The 19,340-nt window shown below is 41.6% G+C and carries 16 protein-coding genes; 9 read left to right on the forward strand and 7 right to left on the reverse strand.

Annotated elements, in window-relative coordinates:
• Positions 1–559 precede the first annotated feature (559 nt).
• Complete coding sequence (locus tag Q0788_RS02085) at positions 560–1,411, forward strand: hypothetical protein (RefSeq protein ID WP_298807537.1); 852 nt, start codon at positions 560–562, stop codon at positions 1,409–1,411.
• A 136-nt stretch (positions 1,412–1,547) separates the two neighbouring features.
• Here the strand turns inward: Q0788_RS02085 and Q0788_RS02090 are convergent, their stop codons facing one another.
• The 3 genes from Q0788_RS02090 to Q0788_RS02100 all read right to left on the reverse strand — a co-directional run bounded on the left by Q0788_RS02090 (position 1,548) and on the right by Q0788_RS02100 (position 3,848).
• Positions 1,548–2,363, reverse strand: a complete 816-nt coding sequence (locus Q0788_RS02090; protein WP_298807539.1) for a 4'-phosphopantetheinyl transferase superfamily protein — start codon at positions 2,361–2,363, stop codon at positions 1,548–1,550.
• Between the two features lie 216 nt (positions 2,364–2,579).
• Positions 2,580–3,098, reverse strand: a complete 519-nt coding sequence (gene pal / locus Q0788_RS02095; RefSeq protein ID WP_296206728.1) for a peptidoglycan-associated lipoprotein Pal — start codon at positions 3,096–3,098, stop codon at positions 2,580–2,582.
• 141 nt (positions 3,099–3,239) lie between these two features.
• A complete protein-coding gene (locus Q0788_RS02100; protein ID WP_298807541.1) occupies positions 3,240–3,848 on the reverse strand; it encodes a DUF6231 family protein in 609 nt (202 codons plus the stop codon).
• A gap of 448 nt (positions 3,849–4,296) precedes the next feature.
• On the opposite strand from Q0788_RS02100, the gene pepN reads away from it, so the two are divergent.
• On the forward strand, positions 4,297–6,897 hold the full coding sequence (pepN, locus tag Q0788_RS02105) for an aminopeptidase N (RefSeq protein WP_298807673.1): 2,601 nt from the start codon (positions 4,297–4,299) through the stop codon (positions 6,895–6,897).
• 125 nt (positions 6,898–7,022) lie between these two features.
• A complete protein-coding gene (locus tag Q0788_RS02110; protein ID WP_160022652.1) occupies positions 7,023–7,679 on the forward strand; it encodes a hypothetical protein in 657 nt (218 codons plus the stop codon).
• Positions 7,680–7,751: 72 nt separating this feature from the next.
• Here Q0788_RS02110 and Q0788_RS02115 read toward each other — a convergent pair whose 3' ends face one another.
• A complete protein-coding gene (locus tag Q0788_RS02115) occupies positions 7,752–8,834 on the reverse strand; it encodes a 3-deoxy-7-phosphoheptulonate synthase (protein ID WP_298807545.1) in 1,083 nt (360 codons plus the stop codon).
• Positions 8,835–9,263: 429 nt separating this feature from the next.
• On the opposite strand from Q0788_RS02115, the gene lpxB reads away from it, so the two are divergent.
• Both lpxB and Q0788_RS02125 read left to right on the forward strand, forming a co-directional pair.
• Complete coding sequence (gene lpxB, locus Q0788_RS02120; protein ID WP_298807547.1) at positions 9,264–10,580, forward strand: lipid-A-disaccharide synthase; 1,317 nt, start codon at positions 9,264–9,266, stop codon at positions 10,578–10,580.
• A gap of 22 nt (positions 10,581–10,602) precedes the next feature.
• Positions 10,603–11,481: a ribonuclease HII gene (locus Q0788_RS02125; RefSeq protein WP_298807549.1), complete on the forward strand. Its 879-nt coding sequence runs from the start codon at positions 10,603–10,605 to the stop codon at positions 11,479–11,481.
• 283 nt (positions 11,482–11,764) lie between these two features.
• On the opposite strand, the gene Q0788_RS02130 is transcribed toward Q0788_RS02125, so the two are convergent.
• Positions 11,765–12,430, reverse strand: coding sequence for a DUF924 family protein (locus tag Q0788_RS02130; RefSeq protein WP_298807551.1), 666 nt, complete (start codon positions 12,428–12,430; stop codon positions 11,765–11,767).
• 99 nt (positions 12,431–12,529) lie between these two features.
• Here Q0788_RS02130 and Q0788_RS02135 point away from each other — a divergent pair, with 99 nt between their 5' ends.
• The 3 genes from Q0788_RS02135 to Q0788_RS02145 all read left to right on the forward strand — a co-directional run bounded on the left by Q0788_RS02135 (position 12,530) and on the right by Q0788_RS02145 (position 17,280).
• Positions 12,530–13,771: a carboxynorspermidine decarboxylase gene (locus Q0788_RS02135; protein WP_298807552.1), complete on the forward strand. Its 1,242-nt coding sequence runs from the start codon at positions 12,530–12,532 to the stop codon at positions 13,769–13,771.
• A gap of 275 nt (positions 13,772–14,046) precedes the next feature.
• Positions 14,047–15,321, forward strand: coding sequence for a saccharopine dehydrogenase family protein (locus Q0788_RS02140; RefSeq protein ID WP_102091503.1), 1,275 nt, complete (start codon positions 14,047–14,049; stop codon positions 15,319–15,321).
• A 246-nt stretch (positions 15,322–15,567) separates the two neighbouring features.
• Positions 15,568–17,280: an alpha/beta hydrolase-fold protein gene (locus Q0788_RS02145; protein ID WP_298807553.1), complete on the forward strand. Its 1,713-nt coding sequence runs from the start codon at positions 15,568–15,570 to the stop codon at positions 17,278–17,280.
• A 160-nt stretch (positions 17,281–17,440) separates the two neighbouring features.
• Here the strand turns inward: Q0788_RS02145 and htpX are convergent, their stop codons facing one another.
• Positions 17,441–18,349: a protease HtpX gene (gene htpX, locus Q0788_RS02150; protein WP_101205045.1), complete on the reverse strand. Its 909-nt coding sequence runs from the start codon at positions 18,347–18,349 to the stop codon at positions 17,441–17,443.
• Positions 18,350–18,570: 221 nt separating this feature from the next.
• Between htpX and Q0788_RS02155 the strand changes: the two genes are divergently transcribed.
• Entirely contained in the window at positions 18,571–18,903 is a 333-nt protein-coding gene (locus tag Q0788_RS02155) for a YnfA family protein (protein ID WP_102091506.1), read from the forward strand.
• 93 nt (positions 18,904–18,996) lie between these two features.
• Here Q0788_RS02155 and Q0788_RS02160 read toward each other — a convergent pair whose 3' ends face one another.
• Complete coding sequence (locus Q0788_RS02160; protein ID WP_021815223.1) at positions 18,997–19,119, reverse strand: hypothetical protein; 123 nt, start codon at positions 19,117–19,119, stop codon at positions 18,997–18,999.
• Between the last annotated feature and the right edge of the window lie 221 nt (positions 19,120–19,340).

Here is a 19,340-nt window from a genome sequence, read left to right on the forward strand (position 1 = left end):
GACAGCATCACAAAATTTTCATAAATAAGACAAATGGTGACAATACTGACGTTCTATAACAAATCTATTATAACAACTAATTTAGCATAATATTTGCTTGAGGCAAGCGTTAGTCGCGTTATATGAGATCATTTATATCGTTTTATTTGTTGGCGTAGATTCTCTTATATAAGTAACAATAGATACGTCAACTCACAAGGCATACTATTCTGTAAGGTTAAGCCGTATAACTGTCATTGAATCAAAGTACGTTCTAGATAATTATGTGGACATGTTTTGCAATACCCTTACATAAACATTAAGCAAGCAAAGTCTCATGTTTACGCTGTTTGGTTACTTTAAGGACGTTATGTAACATAAAGGCGAATTTTTGCAGATTGGTGTAGCAATTATTACAGTACCTATGCAATCTTTACATAATGGCAAATAAAAACAGCATCAGTAGGGGTGACTTTTTAAGTCAGAATTGTTTTAATCACCTCAACAAAATGATGGTTTAACAAAAGCACAATCATCGTTTTTTATGGGCGGGTTTATTTCACACTTTAGGAGAATAATTATGAAATTGATTAAATTGACGGCAATCTCTGCTGCTGTTCTAGCATCAACTGCTGCATTAGCTGCTGATCCAGTTATCGTTGTTGATAACAATGCTGCAGTTGCATATGAAGCTGAGCCAGTTGCTGTTGCTTATCAAGCAGAACCTGCTTCTTATGCATACAATGCTGACGCTGGTGTAGTAAGCAACACTACTGGCGCTGTTGTTGGTGGCACTAAAGGTTTCTTTAATAAAGTAGTAAACCCAGCATCAGTTAGCGCTGAAGTTGGTACTCTAGGTTATGGTGCGAACATCGGTTGGTCACTTAACGAAAAAACTGAATTGCAAGCTGGTTGGGCAGGTGGCGATGTAGCTGACCTTTTCGGCGGTGATTTTGACGCAAATGACATCAATTATGATGTTGATAGTGATTTTAGCAATCCTTACTTAGGTGTGCAATTGCGTCCTACTGGTAACTGGTTTACGATGGGTGCTGGTATCATCGTTCCTGATAACGATATTGATGTGCGTGCAAATCCTGAGGGTAGTGGTGACGACGCGTATTACAGTGTTAATGGTGAAGAGTATCTATTAAGTGACGTAGGTGCTTTAGAAGGGACTATTGAGCATCGTAACAAGTTAGCACCTTACCTAACAGTTGGTTTCCGTCCTAATATTACTAACAATTTTGGTTTGTTTGGTGAAGTTGGCGCAGCATATATGGGTAAAACCACTGCAACAATTAATCGCGTAGCTGGTAATACTAATCCAGATGCAGAACTTGTAGCTGACCAAGCTGAGAAAGATTTAGAAGATAAAGATTGGTTAGAGTGGTTCCCAATTGTTAAACTTGGTGCAACTTACCGTTTCTAATCTAATCACAGTTTAAAGACTGTCGTTAGTAGAAAGTAAAAAAACGATCCTTTTTAGGGTCGTTTTTTTATGCTTAAAATAAAGTATTAAAAGATATGCTAAAAATCAAGTTTGAACTTTACTGAGAAAACTCTGCTCAAAAAATGATGACAGTCTGCTGCGATTGTAACGTGGCAATACGATAAACAGATTGGTAGTCCGCATCCTTACTATCACTGAGTATAGAAGCAGAGTTAACCTCTTTTTTATTTTCAATCAAGCTAGGAATAAGGTGAGAGTAATCCATACCCAGACCTTGAGCTAATGTATATTGGTTGACTTTGATAAAGCTTTCTTTTATTTGCCATAACAGTTTGGCAGTGCGTTCTCGCTGATCTGTAGATAGCTCCTGTAACATAGCCAACTCACTCTCTGAGTAGAAACGCTTGACTACATGCCACGCAATATTATTGGTCTCTATATCGATACCAGCAGGACGCTGACGACTAATAACAACCGCTATTTTACTGTGTAAACGCGTCAAATTTTTCTGATTCGATTCTGTAGTTTGCTTCGAACTATTAGTTCCTGTATGGCTAAAGCATACATAATGCTGACTATTAACAAGCCGATAGGGAAAACTTGACTCATCCAAAGTGTCATCTATTTCTAACTTCTTAAGCAGCTCTTGCAATAGTTGCCTGACGCCTTGTCGCTGCTGCTGACGCTGTTTACGTGCTAGAGCAGGTACTGAGTGTTTAGGCACTGCTGTCGCCACCTGATAGTACCAATTTAGGCTATTGAACTTAGTGATGTCTTCATACGACGTATTACATGAAGAAAACCATAATGACTTGTTCCATAAGCTTCCAGTGACTAAATGACTGATTGACTCGCTCACTTGAGCAGTCACACACCATGTCGTGGTGTCGAGTTGAGTATACTGTATCTGGGTGAGGTTAGAAGTCGGCATATATTAATAGTCATCAAAAACGATTATTGTAGAATTGAATATATAAGAATGTGTAATTATGAACGCTATGTATTTGATACATAGATAGTCATACAATAGCTATATTTAAATAGTTTATATCTAATTCACCTACTAAAAATCCAAAAAGCCCAGCAATATACTCTTGCTGGGCTTTCATTAAACTATCGAACGCTATAAATAACGCTAAATCACAATTTAGTAAGACAACTCGGCACGACGGTTTTGTGCATACGCGTCTTCAGTGTTGCCAGCTGCTGCAGGGCGCTCTTCACCATAGCTAATCACACGGATGTTGTTTGCAGTGACACCTTGAGCAGCAAGGTAGTTACGAGCAGCTTGTGCGCGTCGCTCACCTAGTGCCATGTTGTATTCTCGGCTACCGCGCTCATCAGTGTGACCTGCGATAACGACAGTCGCTGCTGGGTTTGAATTTAGCAGGCTTACGTGTTGGTTAAGGACGCTCGCTGATTGAGCAGTAATTTCGCTGCTATCAAAGGCAAAGTAGACCACTGCTTGAATATTCTCAGCGCCCGTGATGACAGCGTTTGAGTTATCAACGATAACCGCACCATTATAGCCAACTTGTCCACCTGGGATACCTAGCGGGGCAACCACAACTTCTGAAGTAGTGCGCTTGGTAGCACAACCAGTGGTCAGTGCAACAGCGCTTGATAATAAAGCAAGAACAGCGATCTTAGAAAAACTGATTGACATGACGAGCTCCTAAAATTTTAATTAAATTTGTTTTTTTAAACTGCTTCCGATAAAACTTAGGCAATCTCTATCTATAATATACTAAATGTTAATTTATGTAAGTATTTTTACTGTAAATTACGATAGATAAAATTGAGTATATTACCAGCGGTGCTTGCCCCAGTTTTCAGGGTTAGCCCAGTAATCAGCATTGAGCCAATTCGGCAGTTGTTTGTAGTCATATAGATTAAATTGCCAAAGCGTCGCAGTAACGGTTGATGAGGTAATAGATTGAATGTCATCAATATTTAGAGATGGCTCATTCAATATATCAAATGGCGTAAAGCCGTAAGGTTTTAGGTCTATCGAGCTGTCCAATGCAATAAGCAAGTGCGCGGCATACAGGTCACGGTAGCGCATCAGTAGCGGCACATAGTGTTGAGTCAGCTCTTCTGACAAGGTAGGCAGCCAAAAGCAAGCAAGCTCATAACGATCAGGTACATGCTGTTTAGCAAGATCTGATAACGTTGACAAGTGTCGTGCGTTCAGCTTCGCTTCAGTGTTCTCATTAATAGATGTAGTATCGTCAAGTTGTGCTTGTAGTGCCAATAAATCGGCATTGTTATGTGTTACCCATAATGCTTCACTATTATCTTTGTTGTGCTCAGGTGACTGTTCTGTCTGAGCCGTCAATGAAGGTAGTAGTGCCTCAACATACTCTATAAGCAAAAGTAGGGTTATGTCTGCACGTTTCACCGTATTTTTTGTCATATAATAAGCCGTTAGTTAAATGATTGGTCATCAGTATGACTATTAAATCATTTTCAACGACATTATCCAATTGATAACGTATGTTTCATATTTAAATCATATTGAACCGACGATATCTTACTTTACATACTTGAAATTTGGCGATTTAGGTCAATCTAGCTATAAGCTTAACAAGAAAGTCAAATTAGTATAAAAGTTAGCTTAATCATTGCAAAGCTTGCCTATGTGCTTAGTTTATTAAGTGCTTAGTTTATTAAGTGCTTAGCTGATTAGTTAGCCTAAAGATAAAGTCTTTCTTGACACTAGTGCCTTTTGCAAATAGCGAAATGATATTACTCATTATTATATTAGTCACCCCTAGTAACAATAACTTATAACCAAATCAACGATAATAATAGGACACCATATGTCTACTGCTGAAACTGATGCACAAATCATCAATCCTGAAATGCCAGATGTGCCGCCTCATGCGCCAAGCAAGATTAATTTAAAAGACTATACCAAACCAAGTTTTGATGTCGAGACAGTACATTTAGATATTAAGCTGTTCGAAGACTATGCGCAGGTAGACAGTACGCTTGAGATGGTACGCCAAACGGCAGGGGATATTGTCTTATTTGGTGAGTCATTAGAGCTGCTAACGATTATGATGAATGGTAAGGCACTGAGCACTGAGGATTATCAGCAGGAAGCGGGTAAGCTGACGATTCATAATGCTCCTGAGCGAGCTACTTTAGATATTCGAGTGCGTATCTGCCCACAGACCAACACGGCGCTTGAAGGTTTATATATGGCAGGTAGCGGTGACGACACGATGTTTGTCACGCAGTGCGAGCCAGAAGGTTTCCGTAAAATTACTTTTTATCCCGATCGCCCTGATGTGTTGGCGATATTTACCACGCGACTCGAAGCAGATAAGCGTTATCCGACGTTATTGGCCAATGGTAACTTAGTCGAAGCAGGCGAAGTGGCCGATGCACCAAACCGCCATTATGCGATCTGGCACGATCCAACCAATAAGCCAAGCTATCTATTTGCCTGTGTGGTTGCCGATTTAGATGTATTGACAGATTCTTATACGACCAGCGAAGGTCGAGAAGTGTTACTTGAGTTGTACGCCAAGTCTGCTGATATCGATAAATGTGATGTCGGTATGCAAGCCCTAAAAGATGCGATGAGATGGGATGAGGTCAATTACGGGCGAGCCTACGATCTAGATCGCTACATGATTGTGGCGGTAAGCCAATTCAATATGGGTGCAATGGAAAATAAAGGTTTGAATATTTTTAACACCGCTTGCGTGTTATCTAGCCCTGAAACGACCACCGATGCTCGTAGTTTTAGCGTAAAAGCCATTATTGCTCATGAGTATTTTCATAACTGGACAGGTAACCGTATTACTTGCCGTGATTGGTTTCAGCTGTGTTTAAAAGAAGGCTTTACCGTTTACCGTGATCAGTCATTTTCAGCAGATCAACAGTCAGGTGCGGTGCAGCGTATTGATGACGTGGCGACCCTGCGTGCCCATCAATTTAGCGAAGATGCAGGCCCATTAGCGCATCCAGTACGTCCAGAGAGCTTCGTTGAGATTAATAATTTTTATACGACGACTGTCTATGAGAAAGGCGCTGAAATTGTACGCATGATTGCCAATACGTTAGGGCCAGATGATTTCCGCAAAGGAACAGATGAGTATTTCCGTCGCTATGATGGACAAGCGGTAACGGTCGAGGACTTTTTATCAGCACTTAGTATCACTGATGACAAAATCGAGAATTTTATTGATTGGTATCGTCAGCCTGGTACGCCAGTGGTATCGGGTTCTCAAACTTACGATAGTACCGCACAGACATTGACTATTACTTTGAATCAGCAAACACGCCATGTTAAAGGCTTTGATGCACCAAAACCATTGCCAATACCTGTAGCAACGGCATTATTTGACAAAGACTCAGGCGCTATCGTTGCTGAGCGTATGTTATTACTTGACGAAGCGACGCAAACGTTTGTCTTTGAAAATATAGCGAGCGAGCCTGTTGTGTCATTACTACGTGACTTTAGCGCGCCAGTCCAGCTCACTTATGACTATCAAGATGCAGACTTAGCGTTTTTGCTCAAGCATGAAACCAATGGGTTCAACCGCTGGCAAGTAACTCAAATGCTGGTAAATCGTATTTTACTGCAAGGGCAAGGTGCAAAGAGCAGCCCTGATGTATATTTGGAAGCATTGGCGCAGACGTTGCCTGTCTTAGCGGCTGACGATGCGATGCTAGCGGCACGGTTACTTGATATTCCATCAGCGCAAGAGTTGGCTTCTGCTATTTCTAAAGACTACGATCCAGCGCTGGTTAAAGAGCAGCGCGATGGGCTATACAAGCAAGTAGCTGATAAGTTAAAAGGCCAATGGGCTGAGCTGTATAATAACCTGCCAATGCAGTATTATGAGGATAGCGCTGAAGCTCGAGGTATTCGTGCGCTGCGTAATGTTGTACTTGATATGGCATTGACTGCGAATGTGGCTGATGCAGCAGACTGGGCACAGCAGCAGTATGATAATGCTAGCTGTATGACTGAGCGCTTTGGTGCATTGAAGGCCATGGTCAATCATCAGCTGGTAGATGCAGATAAGTACTTAGCAGACTTCTATGATCGTTTCCAAGCAAATGATCTGGTTGTCGATTTGTGGTTCAGTGTCCAAGCTGCCGCTGACGATGTGACGCCTGATATGGTTAAGTCGCTACTGACGCATACGGACTTTGATTGGAATACCCCTAACCGTGTCCGTTCAGTTATCAGTGCTTTTAGCTCACAACCGACGGTACTCTGGACGGCAGAAGGTCTAGAGATGTATACAGGCGTGATTCAAAAATTAGATGATGCCAATCCTGTGTTAGCCTCACGCTTACTGCAAGTACTCGCCCGCTGGAATACGTTGGCTGAGCCTCGTCGTCAAATGGCGCACGAGCAGCTGATAGATTTACAAAAGAATGTCTCATCTAAGCATGTGCTCGAAAGCTTAGAGAGTGTACTAGGTGCTGCAAATAGCTGATTTATATTCAGTCAGGTCATGTTTTTTTGAAGATTATAAAAGGCTAATTCAGTTAACTGGATTAGTCTTTAGATTATTCAATAAAAACGTTAGTCAATATATATAGCTTTACGCGAGACTTAGAAATGGAACCGATTAGCCAAGTAGCATATAGTGTATTGAAGTCAACCCCAAAAGTTTTTGAAACTTTTATAAAAGCTCGTGAGCAAATTCAAATAAGAAGGTTTTCAGAGTTTTTAAGTCATGTTGATACTAATTATGAGACCATGAGCGTCGAAGATAACGAGGAGCTGAATAACTTTATAAATAGCAAAGAAGGGGAGAGGTTCTTAGTAAATTATGCAGATGCTATTCTTCAAACTACAAGCAATAGGGTTATGATGGCACTAGCATTACTATATTGCAATAAAGATGATTTTAACGAGTTAAATAAAGTAAACTTTATCCGAGCTACAAAAAATTTAGATGATGATCTAGTAGATTTTTATCTAACAACGCATAACAATAATATTTCAGATATTACAGACATACCTTACAGACGATTAGAAGCTACAAGTGAAAGTTATAAGGACACTAGTTGGAATGAGGAAGATATAGCTACATACATTAATGAGCTTATACGTTTAAGGTTGTTATTACCTGATCCAGTTACAGTTCCAGTGTTTTCAGACATTGACGATCTATGGACTATATTTTATGGGATTGGAAAAAACACACAAAAATATGTGAATCTTTTAAATAAAGCAAGTAATATGCTGGCAACAGGGAATTTAGTGAAATAAAAAGCCCCTTTCGCATTAGTGCAAAAGGGGCTTTTTATGGTTTGCTCGACGATAAATTATCGCTGATAGCGATTAGCGATTTGGTAGCACATCTTTCACCATATCACGTAAGTCACGTAATGCTGTGACGGTGCTATCCCAATCTAGACAACCATCGGTGATAGATTTGCCGTACTCAAGCTGGCTTAAATCAGTAGTCAATTTTTGATTGCCGCCTTTTAAGTGACTCTCAATCATCATACCGATAATTGATTTATTACCATTTTGAATTTGTTCAGCAACGTTTTTGATAACCATCGGTTGTAGGTAAGGGTCTTTACCTGAGTTAGCATGACTTGAGTCAATCATAATCTTGCTATTGGTCTTGCCTTTTGCTAGCTCATTTTCAACTTGGGCTACCGCAGTTTCATCATAGTTAGGCTTGCCGTTACCACCGCGAAGTACCACGTGCGCGTAAGGATTACCTTTAGATTTGATGATAGAGACTTTACCATCTGACGATAGACCTAAGAAACTATGACCTTCTTTAACCGCTTGCATGGCATTTACAGCAACCGTCATACCGCCGTCAGTACCGTTCTTAAAGCCAACTGGACATGATAAGCCAGAGCTCATTTCGCGATGCGTCTGGCTCTCAGTGGTACGTGCCCCAATGGCTGACCAACTGATTAGATCCTGAATGTACTGCGGTGTATTTGGATCAAGTGCTTCAGTTGCGCAAGGGAGCCCTTTTTCATTCAAATCAAGTAGCAATTTACGAGCCGTGCGCAAGCCTTTTGCTATATCAAAACTGTCATTCATGTCAGGGTCGTTGATCATGCCTTTCCAGCCAACCGTCGTACGAGGTTTTTCGAAATAAACACGCATGACCACAAATACACTGTCTTCGATTTCTTTTGCCAATACGGCTAAACGATCGGCATATTCGTGAGCGGCTTTGATATCGTGAATAGAGCAAGGGCCAATGACCACAAACAAACGCTTGTCTTTACCATCCAAGATATCTTGAATAGTATTACGACCTTTTAGTACGGTGTTATACGCGTCGTCTGACAGAGGCAGCTCGGCTTTTAGCTCGGCGGGAGTAATCAAAGGAATAAATTTTTCAATATTCACGTCGTCAATATCTGCATTATGGGTAACTGATGTTGTCATGGTTATATATCGTCTAGCTGATTTATAGGAACATTCATTATGCGGACAAAAGTGTTGATTGACAAGGGTAGTCGAGCAGTTAATTGACTGATAACTGGAATGAGAAAACTAAAACTTAGTTATACTTATAGAGACTTAGCATGATATTTGACGTTCTAAATGCACGTTTAGCATTTGGTTTTTCTATCTATCAATAAGAGTTGATTGAGTTTTTGGTGCATAACGCTCAGATTTTATGCGTGAATTTCGCTATTTGTATCATCGTCAAGTATGATAGCAACATTAGCGATGGGTAGCCTAAACTGTGGCATTAAAACAGTACGGATGAGTGCGCACATTATCCGTGAGGTCGTATCGCTGATTTATTACGTTATATTTTATAATAACGGTTTATTTTATTTTGTGTATTTCTAATATCGAGAGCTTGTCATGACAGATTCTGCTACGTCTCATCACCATACTGACCTCATTCATCAAGCCGAGACGGATTCTCAAGTAGCAAATATAAATGCTACGCCGCTAGTGATAGGCATCGTCGCAGGTGAGGTATCTGGCGACAGCTTAGGCGCAGATTTTATGCGGCAAATGAATAATCTACGTGATGATATTGTCTGGGTAGGCGTAGGCGGTACGAAAATGCAGGCGCAAGGGCTACAGAGTATCTTCCCGTTAGAGCGCTTGGCAGTAATGGGTCTGGTTGAAGTCATGTCGCAGCTACCCGATTTGCTCAAAGCGCGCCGCGAGCTACTGAGCGCATTTAAGGCTTCTAATATTGATTGGTTCGTCGGTATTGATGCACCTGATTTTAATTTGCGAGTATCCAAAAAACTAAAGCCTCAGAGCGTGTTCTGTGTGCAGTACGTCAGTCCTTCTATCTGGGCGTGGCGCGAGTCGCGTATCCATAATATTAAAGCGGCGACCAATTTGGTGCTATGCCTATTCCCGTTTGAGTTGCCAGTTTATGAGCGACATAACCATCCAGCGATCTGTGTGGGCCATCCCTTACTGCGAACCATTGATCAGAACCTGATCGATACGCCAATCAATCAACGTCGCAGTGAGCTCGTTTGGGACAATGATGGGTTGCAGCAGTTCTTCATCGAACGATTTGATGATGTGAGTCAGCTTATTTGTGTGATGCCAGGCTCTAGGCGCGGTGAAATTACAGCTATTCTGCCATTGATGCTTGATGGTATCCAAAAGTTAATCCTATTAGATCCTAAGCTGTGCTTTATTATTCCAACGGTTGATCAAAACCATCAATATATCGTGCAAGAGGTGATCGACCAACGCTCAGAGCAGCTGCGTGCAGCAATCGTGGTGGTCTACGATGATACCCAGCCAGAATTTAGCCAACATGCCATGGCGGCGTCAGATATCGTGATGCTAGCATCTGGGACAGCAACGCTGGAGGCAATGCTGCTTGAACGGCCGATGGTAGTGGTCTATCAATTAAATCAGCTGACTTACCAAATTGCCAAGCGTCTGGTAAAAGTACCATATGTGGCATTGCCTAATATATTGGCTAATGCACCGATTGTACCTGAGCTGATTCAAGAGCAAGCAAGCGGTGACAATATTTGCCGTACCGTGATGCGATTGCTGCAACCACGCGCTTATGCCGAGCAATTACACGACTTACTAGTGACAAAGCAGTCGCTACAACAGCAAAGTAACCATGAGCCTTCAAACAGCGTGATTGAACAGTGGTTTATCCAAAATACCGATACCGTCAATCCTAATTAAACGAGAAAGACCTCCTAATATTATGCATATCAACCAACATACAGAAAGCTCAGTTCAAATAATTGATATTAATATCGAGCATATTGATGTCAAAGGAAAATATATTCAGTTAGCAGCGCCCATACACTTATATGGGAAAATGAATACCGCTGAACTGCTCACTCAATATCTGTCTAATGATAACCAAGATGCAGCGCAATCAATGCTACAAATCGGCGTTGATGAAGCAGGACGTGGGCCATTACTAGGCAGTGTCAATGTGGCGGCGGCAATATTACCTGCGACTTGGTCAGGGCTCATTGAAGAACAACCGCTTAAAGACACGCCGTTGTCGATACTGACAGACTCCAAACAACTGAGTGAAAAAAAGCGCGATATCCTTTATCCATTGGTTCAGCAGCATGCTATCGGTTATATCATCGCTGATATACCAGCAGCAGTGATCGACCAGGTGAATATCTTGCAAGCAACGATGCTTGGCATGCGCTTATGTACTGAATCATTGCTAGAAGTGATTTTTAAAAAATTCTCGACCACTAGAAATGATAAAAGCACGTCGCTCAATCAATTTAAAGTCGAAGTACTGTTTGATGGGAACCGTTGCCCTGACTTGAACTATGATAGTTTTAAAAAGTTAGAGGTAGCGCCATTTGCAGTTGATTGTCAAGCATGGGTAAAAGGCGATGCGCGTCATACTAGTATTGCAGCGGCCAGTATATTAGCAAAAGTAAGTCGTGATGAGACGATGTATGCACTGGATACTCAGTATCCGGAATATGGTATTGCCAAACACAAAGGCTATCCAACGCGTGCGCACATGGAGGCGATCGAAAAACATGGTGTCTTGCCAACGCATAGACGTAGTTTTGCACCAGTAAGAAAAGCGCTAGAAATACAGTAGCTATAAAAGAAGTAGATAGAAAGCTGATTTCTAACATGCATTATCTCGTTTTAAAGATATGATGGGGGCAGCTTTGATATTTTGGTTAACGATAAAACATTAGAACAGCAGTCATTTACGTTTACTACTGGTAAGGTAAATTACTGATAAGTATCTAATAATCTCTAAATATTTATCGTAAAAAAGAAGGTCTGAATCAGTGATATGATTCAGACCTTCTTTTTATGTAATAATTTTTTGCATAATAACTTTGAGTATCTTCAAGCAGTACTAGGAATCTCGCCTAAAACGATGAATTAGGCTGTTTTAAAAAGTTCTTTTCATCTTCTGTTGAGTCGCGATTTAGTACCTCGTTGCGATGTGGATATCGCCCGAATTGATCAATGATTTGTTTGTGACGATGTTCAAAATCTAATGTATTTGCATCATCTAATTGCTCAAATAGCGGTAGATAACGCTTATGAATCATGGCCGATTCAGAGTGCATAAACGGTATGATAATAAACCTACGCCATTGTATCGGTAGAGTATCAAAATAAGGCTGTTGAATGGCTTCTTGGGCGAGTGCTAATGCCATACCGTCTTGCTCAAATGCACTTGCTTGTCCGCGACATAAATTGCGTGAAAACTGATCCAGCACAATAATTTCTGCCAAGCGTCCTGCCAACGCCGTTATCGAGCTATTACCATCCAATGAGGACTCTGCGATACGCCAACTGACACATTCGCCTTGTTTCGCTGCATGCCAAATACCGCCAAACTTATCCTGTATTTGCTTATCAAAACGATCGTTTTTTTCAAACCAGTACGCTTCATTGTTTTTATCAAACCAAAAATCCAACACGGCACGCGCATCAGGATCTAGATAAGTCAAATCTATATTTTTCGGATCCAATTGTGATGAATGGGATCGACTGGCTGAGGTGGAATAATCGGTTGAGAGTGCCATAAGATATTCTAATTATGATGAATTTAGTCTACTATAGCGCAAATATTTATATCTGTCTGTCAAGATACCAACAGCAGAGTGTCTATTAGGTAATCTATTATGAATGCAAAAAATCTAGAGAATTCTATCAACGAGGCATTGCCACCAACGCCTTACTATGTGCTTGATGAAGCGGCCATCGTTGCCAATATGAAAATCATTGCTAGGCTGTGTGAGCTGTCTGGTGCAAAGGCATTATTAGCACTAAAATGCTTCGCCACATGGGGCGTTTTTGATGTGATGCAGCCTTATCTGCATGGCACGACTTCGTCTTCACTTAATGAAGTGAGATTGGGCTATGAAACCTTTGGCAATAACGATGATGCCAATAGCCAAGATAAAAAAGAAACGCATGCTTATAGCGTCGCCTATAGTTCAGATGAAATCCCTGAAGTGCTGAGCTATGCGGATAAAATCATTTTTAACTCAATCTCACAGCTCAACGCTTTTAAAGTGCAAGCCGCCGCGCAAAATATACCTGTAGGTCTACGACTCAATCCAAAAACCAGCAACTCATCGTTTTTGATTGCTGATCCTGCACGCCCATTTAGCCGTCTTGGTGAGCATGATAAAGATAAAATCGCAGCAGTACTTGGCGATATTACTGGCGTCATGATTCATAACAATTGCGAGAATGACAGTTTTGAAGCCTTTAGTGAAAGCTTGGCGGATATCGAAGCTAGATTTGGTGATGTCTTAGCGCAGCTTGAATGGGTGAGCTTGGGCGGTGGTATCCACTTTATCGCGCCTGATTATCCATTAGAGAAGCTAGCTGCACGTTTGAAAGCGTTTAGCGAAACCTATGGCGTGCAAGTGTATCTTGAGCCAGGTGAAGCCAGTATTCACGGTGCGGGCACGTTGGTGACTACTGTGCTAGATACCATGCATAATGAAAAAAACCTAGCAGTCGTCGATGCTTCTATTGAAGCGCATATGCTTGATTTATTGATTTATCGTGAGTCAGCACCGATTGCTGCGATCAATAATACTGCTATCAATATTGCACCTATTGGCAATCCTGCAGAAGCTGCACCATCTGAAGCGAATGCTGAGTCGGCAGACCATACCATTATTTATGGTCGTTCTTGTTTGGCAGGTGATATCTTCGGCGAGTATGCATTACCGAGTAATCTTCAGATAGGCGATCAGATTGCCTTTGGCAATGCTGCTGGTTATACGATGGTGAAGAAGAATTGGTTTAATGGGGTCAACATGCCAGCGATTGTCATCCGCCGGTTGGATGGCAGTATCGATATCCAGCGCGAGTTTGATTATCAAGATTATAAAGCCAGCTTGTCTTAACGCGATATTTCTAAGACTTTTCTACATTAGAAAACAAAGGCTTAGTCTTAATAACGGGTGATTTTAAGGTATCTGCTATTGATACATTATTTTTTACCGATAAGGGAATAAAAATTGTTATAATCGCGTCGGGCAAATAATGGAGTATTATTTGCCCGACGGGTGCGTGGGTTTTCCTCGGTCTTCCTTTTTAATTCACGCATATCATTCACTCGTTTCTGTTTTGCATAGCCGCTATCAATGGTATCGACAGGGACACAAAGGAGGATTGTTCATTGAACACAAACCAACAAGCTAAGCCCAACAAAAAAGACGTACTGATCATCGGAGCAGGCGGTGTCGCTCAAGTGGTCGCGCATAAGTGTGCGATGCATAATGATGTGCTTGGTGAGATTCATATCGCCTCACGTACAAAAGACAAATGCGATGCCATCGCCCAAAGTGTAAAAGAAAAAGACAGCTTTAAGCAGGCTGCGGTCTTGCATACGCATCAAGTCGATGCGATGGACAGCCAAGCACTCGTGCAGCTGATACAAGACACTGGAATACAAATAGTCATCAATGTTGGTTCGGCATTTATCAATATGACCGTACTAGAAGCCTGCATTGAGACAGGTACTGCCTACATAGATACGGCTATTCATGAAGACCCACGTAAGATTTGTGAGACACCGCCGTGGTACAACAACTATGAGTGGCAACGTAAAGAGCGCTGTGCAGACAACAATGTTACGGCCATTTTAGGTGCAGGGTTTGATCCTGGTATGGTCAACGCCTACGCGCGTCTTGGCTATGACATGATGGATGCAGGATCTGTGACGGATATCGATATCATTGATATCAATGCGGGCAGCCATGGCAAATACTTTGCGACCAACTTTGACCCAGAGATTAACTTCCGTGAGTTCACCGGTACGGTTTACTCTTGGCAAGACAGCAAGTGGCAGTCTAACAAAATGTTTGAAGTTAAACGTACGGACGACTTGCCAGTTGTAGGTGTGCAAAACAGCTATCTAAGCGGTCATGATGAAGTGCATTCATTGTCAGCTAACTTAGATGTACCAAACATTCGCTTTTGGATGGGCTTTGGTGAGCATTACATCAATGTCTTCACTGTCCTACAGAGCTTAGGATTGCTATCTGAGCAGCCAGTGATGACTGCTGAAGGCCAAGAAGTTGTGCCACTAAAAGTCGTTAAAGCGGTACTGCCAGATCCAAGCTCGCTTGCACCGAACTATACAGGCAAGACCTGCATTGGTGATAAAGTCAAAGGCAAAATCAATGGCGTTGAGACTGAAGTATTTATCTACAATGTCTCAGATCATAAAGATGCTTACAATGAAGTGGGTAGCCAAGGTATATCGTATACCGCAGGCGTGCCACCTGTTGCTGCTGCGATACTGGTCGCAACTGGCGAATGGGATGCAGGCAAGATGGTCAATGTCGAAGAGCTAGATGCCAAGCCATTTATCAATCTACTAAATAAGATTGGTCTGCCAACGCGTATCAAAGATAGCGAAGGTGACAGAGCGCTTGAGTTTGATATTTAGTTAGTCATCATATCTATTCTAAAAGCCCATCTGACTTTAATTGAGTCAGGTGGGCTTTTTATTTTATAAAGGAAAAATAAATTATCATTGTTTATTTAATTATAAAGAATAAACTATCAAATGATAATGATTTTCAATACCATCTATATTAAAAATAAGGTAGTATTTCACTTTTGTATCATTCGCTAGACATTCTGTAAAGGTAGAAATTAGATGTTTGTCAGTGAATAAAAGAGGGAGTAGTGAATGAGATACATACGATTTCTTCCTAAGAAGAAATGGGCCATAGCAGGCTTTACCTTTTTATTATATTCGGCGTCATTCCCTGCATTTGGTTCGGAGGCAACGATGCTAACGATTGAAAATCCCTTAAAAGGCGATTTAAATCATTCCAACAGGGAAAACGCTGATATCAAGCCACAGCCACAGCCACAGCCACAGCATAAGTCATTAGATTTTAGCGTTCCTTGCGATACAGGCGATTATCTAACCGGATATGTTGAGAGTGATAGAAGTATGATGACGCTAGATATTATCGATGCCACAGGAAAAGTATCGCGCCGTTTGATTGATCATAAAAGTGGCAAACAACACTTCTATTCAGTAGCCGAAAACTGTGCAGAGACCTGGCGACTGTCTGGCTCAGGTGCTTATCAGATAGTGCTCGAACAACGTGTTAGTTTAGCAGAGCAAGATTTAAAAGGTTCTTTAGAAAATTCTCTAGACAGTTCTGACACGTTACTCAGCCCCAGAGTATCGGCATTACTTGAGTCATTGCAGAAAGGGCAGAGTACAGATCGCTTTTGGGCGGAAGTGGAAGTATTAGGTACACCGCTGATTGAAGACACAGCTTTGGGCACTGTGATGACGTTTTTAGCGCGAGGAGACTATCGCAATGTCAAGTTAATGGGTGGCCCGTCCACCAATCATGATGCATTGCAACGATTGGTAGACTCTGATACATGGTACAAAAGTTTTATTGTGCCAAACAACACGCACTTATCCTATCAGATTGCTCCCAATACCCCTGAGCCACCTCTGTCTGAGTTTGCTCGTAGAGTCGCCATAAAAGCCGTGGCTCAAGTTGATCCTTATAATCACCATTCATGGCCACGTTCAGCCACTGATAAGTACACAACCAAATCTACTATTACGTTAAAAGACGCACCAAATAGGCGTTGGATAAAAAGACAGGCAGAGGTTCCCAAAGGAGCGTTGTCTACCTTTAAATTTACTAGTAGTACATTGGATAATACTCGCGATATCACCATTTACTCCCCAACTGTTAATAACAACAAGGAGAATAGTAAAGATGATGCGGTGCTGTTATATATCTTTGATGCTGAAGCCTATATTGATACGGTTGGATTGCCCACGATTTTAGATAATTTGATTGCAGAAGGTAAGGTTCCACCAGTGACAGCGGTGTTTATTAGTAATCCTGACAATGATGCCCGTGCACGTGAATTACCTGCCAACCCAATGTTTGCAGATGTATTGGTCAATGAGTTAGTACCACAAATAAATAAACGGTTGCCAGTAGCGATACCAACGGATAGAACGGTCATTGCAGGGTCAAGTTATGGCGGTTTAGCAGCGACGACTGTCGCACTACGTCACCCCGACATATTTGGCAATGTTATTTCTATGTCAGGGTCTTACTGGTGGCATCCAAAAGATCAGACAGCAGAAGATAAACACTTCGTAGCGTCTGAGGTAATAAAAATGGATAAGGCACCCGTTCGTTTCTTTTTGAGCGCAGGCGTGTTTGAAACGGCTCGTGGTAAAAGTGGTAGCAACGGTATATTGGGAACCAATCGTCATCTGCGAGACGTTTTATTGGCAAAAAGGTACGATACACATTATCAAGAGTATGCTGCAGGACATGATTACTTTGCTTGGCGAGGAATCATAGGAGATGGTTTGGTATCGCTTTTTCCGTCTAAGGAAAAGAAGTAATATCTCTTTTATTTAAACTAGCGCTAATGTTTAGCCTTTTACTACTAAATAAAATGATAGTGACTGAGTATTCATACTCTAACTTCTAATTTTCTATATAAAGTATTTTTTTAAAACCAACCTGCTAACAAGTAGCAAGTTGGTTTTAAATCGATTGTCATTAATTAGGATTATATTCTCTCAACGCCGCAATACGGTCATCAAGAGTGGGGTGTGAGCGGAATAGGTTTGCAATACTAAAGCCTTGCGTTTGTCCTGATGAGATCGCAAATGCTTTCATACTCTCAGGCATTTGGTCAGGACGCTGTGCAGAGGGACGCAACGCATCAAGCGCACTGATCATTTTTTCGCGGCTGGCCAATTTTGCGCCCATTTGATCCGCACGGAATTCACGTAAGCGTGAGAACCACATCACGATGGCAGACGCCAAAAACCCAAGTAAGATATCCATTACAATACTAGTGATAAAGTACCCAATACCTGGGCGATCACTGGTGTTTTTGAACACAGTACGGTCAACGAAACTGCCGACAATGCGTGCAAAGAACATTACAAACGCATTGACTACGCCTTGAATGAGGGCGAGGGTTACCATATCACCGTTAGCCACATGACCAATCTCATGTGCCAATACGGCCTCGACTTCATCTTGATTCATATTTTGTAGTAAGCCAGACGACACTGCTACTAGGGCTTTATTTTTATTCCAGCCAGTCGCAAAAGCATTTGGCTGCGAATTATTAAAGATACCAACCTCAGGCATACCGATATTTACGGCTCGCGCTTGTTTGGCGACTGTATCAACTAACCATTGCTCAGTAGCGGTGCGTGGTGATTCTATGACTACTGTACCAGTGGATCTTTTAGCCATCCACTTCGATATAAATAGCGACACCATCGAGCCAACCATACCGTAGATGCCACACATAACGGCAAGGCTAATGTAGTTAAGACCACCTGCGCTGTGCACGCCGCCAATCCCAAAAAACCTCGATAAAATACCAAACACAATGCTAAATACCACAATCACTGCTAAGTTGGTTAATAAAAATAATCCAATACGCATCATGATGCTAACTTCCTATTTACAATGTCGGTATGGCCTCGATAGACGGTTATCTAAGAGGTTTGTTTGTTATGATAGATTTTACTGTGATTTTGACTGTAATGTTAGAAAAAATAGCTTTTTATAAGTGGTGACAGAGATGGGATGATTATTTTGGGGAATGCCGTACAATACCTGGCTGGTTTTAGCAGATTAGAAAAGTAGTAGATGAGGAGTGGTAAGTTTTGACAGAATTAAAGACGGTTGGGTTATTTGCGCTTACTGCATTGGCTGAGATTGCAGGATGTTATCTGCCTTATCTGTGGCTGCGAGAAGGCAAGTCAATCTGGCTACTGATACCTGGTGCGCTGAGTTTGGTCGCGTTTGTTTGGCTGCTGTCATTACACCCAACTGCTGCGGGCAGGGTCTATGCGGCATATGGTGGCGTTTATATATGTATGGCGATTTTATGGTTGTGGACGGTCAATGGTATACGACCAACCATGTGGGACATAGTGGGTTCGATAGTGGCGTTGCTGGGAATGGCGATTATTATGTTTGCTCCGCGCGGAGCTTAATTAAAGACAGTGCTTAGCTAAAGGCCAATGACGAACCAAAAAAAAATACCAATCGAACGGTTACGTCAGATTAGCATATTGATGTATTGATTATTAATGTTTGCCTAGGATGCTACCGTTGTCGTCTTTCTTGGCTTGTTTGGCAGCTTTCTTCTCTTTAGCAGTCAAAAGGGGCTTTTTCTTAACATTTTTCTTACTATCTTGACCTTTGCTCATAATCGTTTCCTTTTTTACAGCACACTACTCATTACGCAAAGTTAAGCGAATTCAAGACAGTGTGAATACAGCTAACATAGCTGTTTACTGAATAGAGTATAGGCTTAAGCTTTAGTAATAGATAGCGCTCGCACAATTCCTCTACGATTCAATTATCGTTCAAATTCTTTATGTTTACGGTTAGTCCTAGTTTACCAATTGATTCGTTCAATCAATCATTA

Origin of the sequence: uncultured Psychrobacter sp. (assembly GCF_947500265.1) — a bacterium.
GTDB lineage: Bacteria > Pseudomonadota > Gammaproteobacteria > Pseudomonadales > Moraxellaceae > Psychrobacter.

What these genes read in the sequence shown, in the direction of transcription:
- Q0788_RS02085 (WP_298807537.1), top strand. Translation starts at nt 560, where the DNA reads ATGAAATTGATTAAATTGACGGCAATCTCTGCTGCTGTTCTAGCATCA.
- Q0788_RS02090 (WP_298807539.1), bottom strand. Translation starts at nt 2,363, where the DNA reads ATGCCGACTTCTAACCTCACCCAGATACAGTATACTCAACTCGACACC.
- pal (WP_296206728.1), bottom strand. Translation starts at nt 3,098, where the DNA reads ATGTCAATCAGTTTTTCTAAGATCGCTGTTCTTGCTTTATTATCAAGC.
- Q0788_RS02100 (WP_298807541.1), bottom strand. Translation starts at nt 3,848, where the DNA reads ATGACAAAAAATACGGTGAAACGTGCAGACATAACCCTACTTTTGCTT.
- pepN (WP_298807673.1), top strand. Translation starts at nt 4,297, where the DNA reads ATGCCAGATGTGCCGCCTCATGCGCCAAGCAAGATTAATTTAAAAGAC.
- Q0788_RS02110 (WP_160022652.1), top strand. Translation starts at nt 7,023, where the DNA reads ATGGAACCGATTAGCCAAGTAGCATATAGTGTATTGAAGTCAACCCCA.
- Q0788_RS02115 (WP_298807545.1), bottom strand. Translation starts at nt 8,834, where the DNA reads ATGACAACATCAGTTACCCATAATGCAGATATTGACGACGTGAATATT.
- lpxB (WP_298807547.1), top strand. Translation starts at nt 9,264, where the DNA reads ATGACAGATTCTGCTACGTCTCATCACCATACTGACCTCATTCATCAA.
- Q0788_RS02125 (WP_298807549.1), top strand. Translation starts at nt 10,603, where the DNA reads ATGCATATCAACCAACATACAGAAAGCTCAGTTCAAATAATTGATATT.
- Q0788_RS02130 (WP_298807551.1), bottom strand. Translation starts at nt 12,430, where the DNA reads ATGGCACTCTCAACCGATTATTCCACCTCAGCCAGTCGATCCCATTCA.
- Q0788_RS02135 (WP_298807552.1), top strand. Translation starts at nt 12,530, where the DNA reads ATGAATGCAAAAAATCTAGAGAATTCTATCAACGAGGCATTGCCACCA.
- Q0788_RS02145 (WP_298807553.1), top strand. Translation starts at nt 15,568, where the DNA reads ATGAGATACATACGATTTCTTCCTAAGAAGAAATGGGCCATAGCAGGC.
- htpX (WP_101205045.1), bottom strand. Translation starts at nt 18,349, where the DNA reads ATGATGCGTATTGGATTATTTTTATTAACCAACTTAGCAGTGATTGTG.
- Q0788_RS02160 (WP_021815223.1), bottom strand. Translation starts at nt 19,119, where the DNA reads ATGAGCAAAGGTCAAGATAGTAAGAAAAATGTTAAGAAAAAGCCCCTT.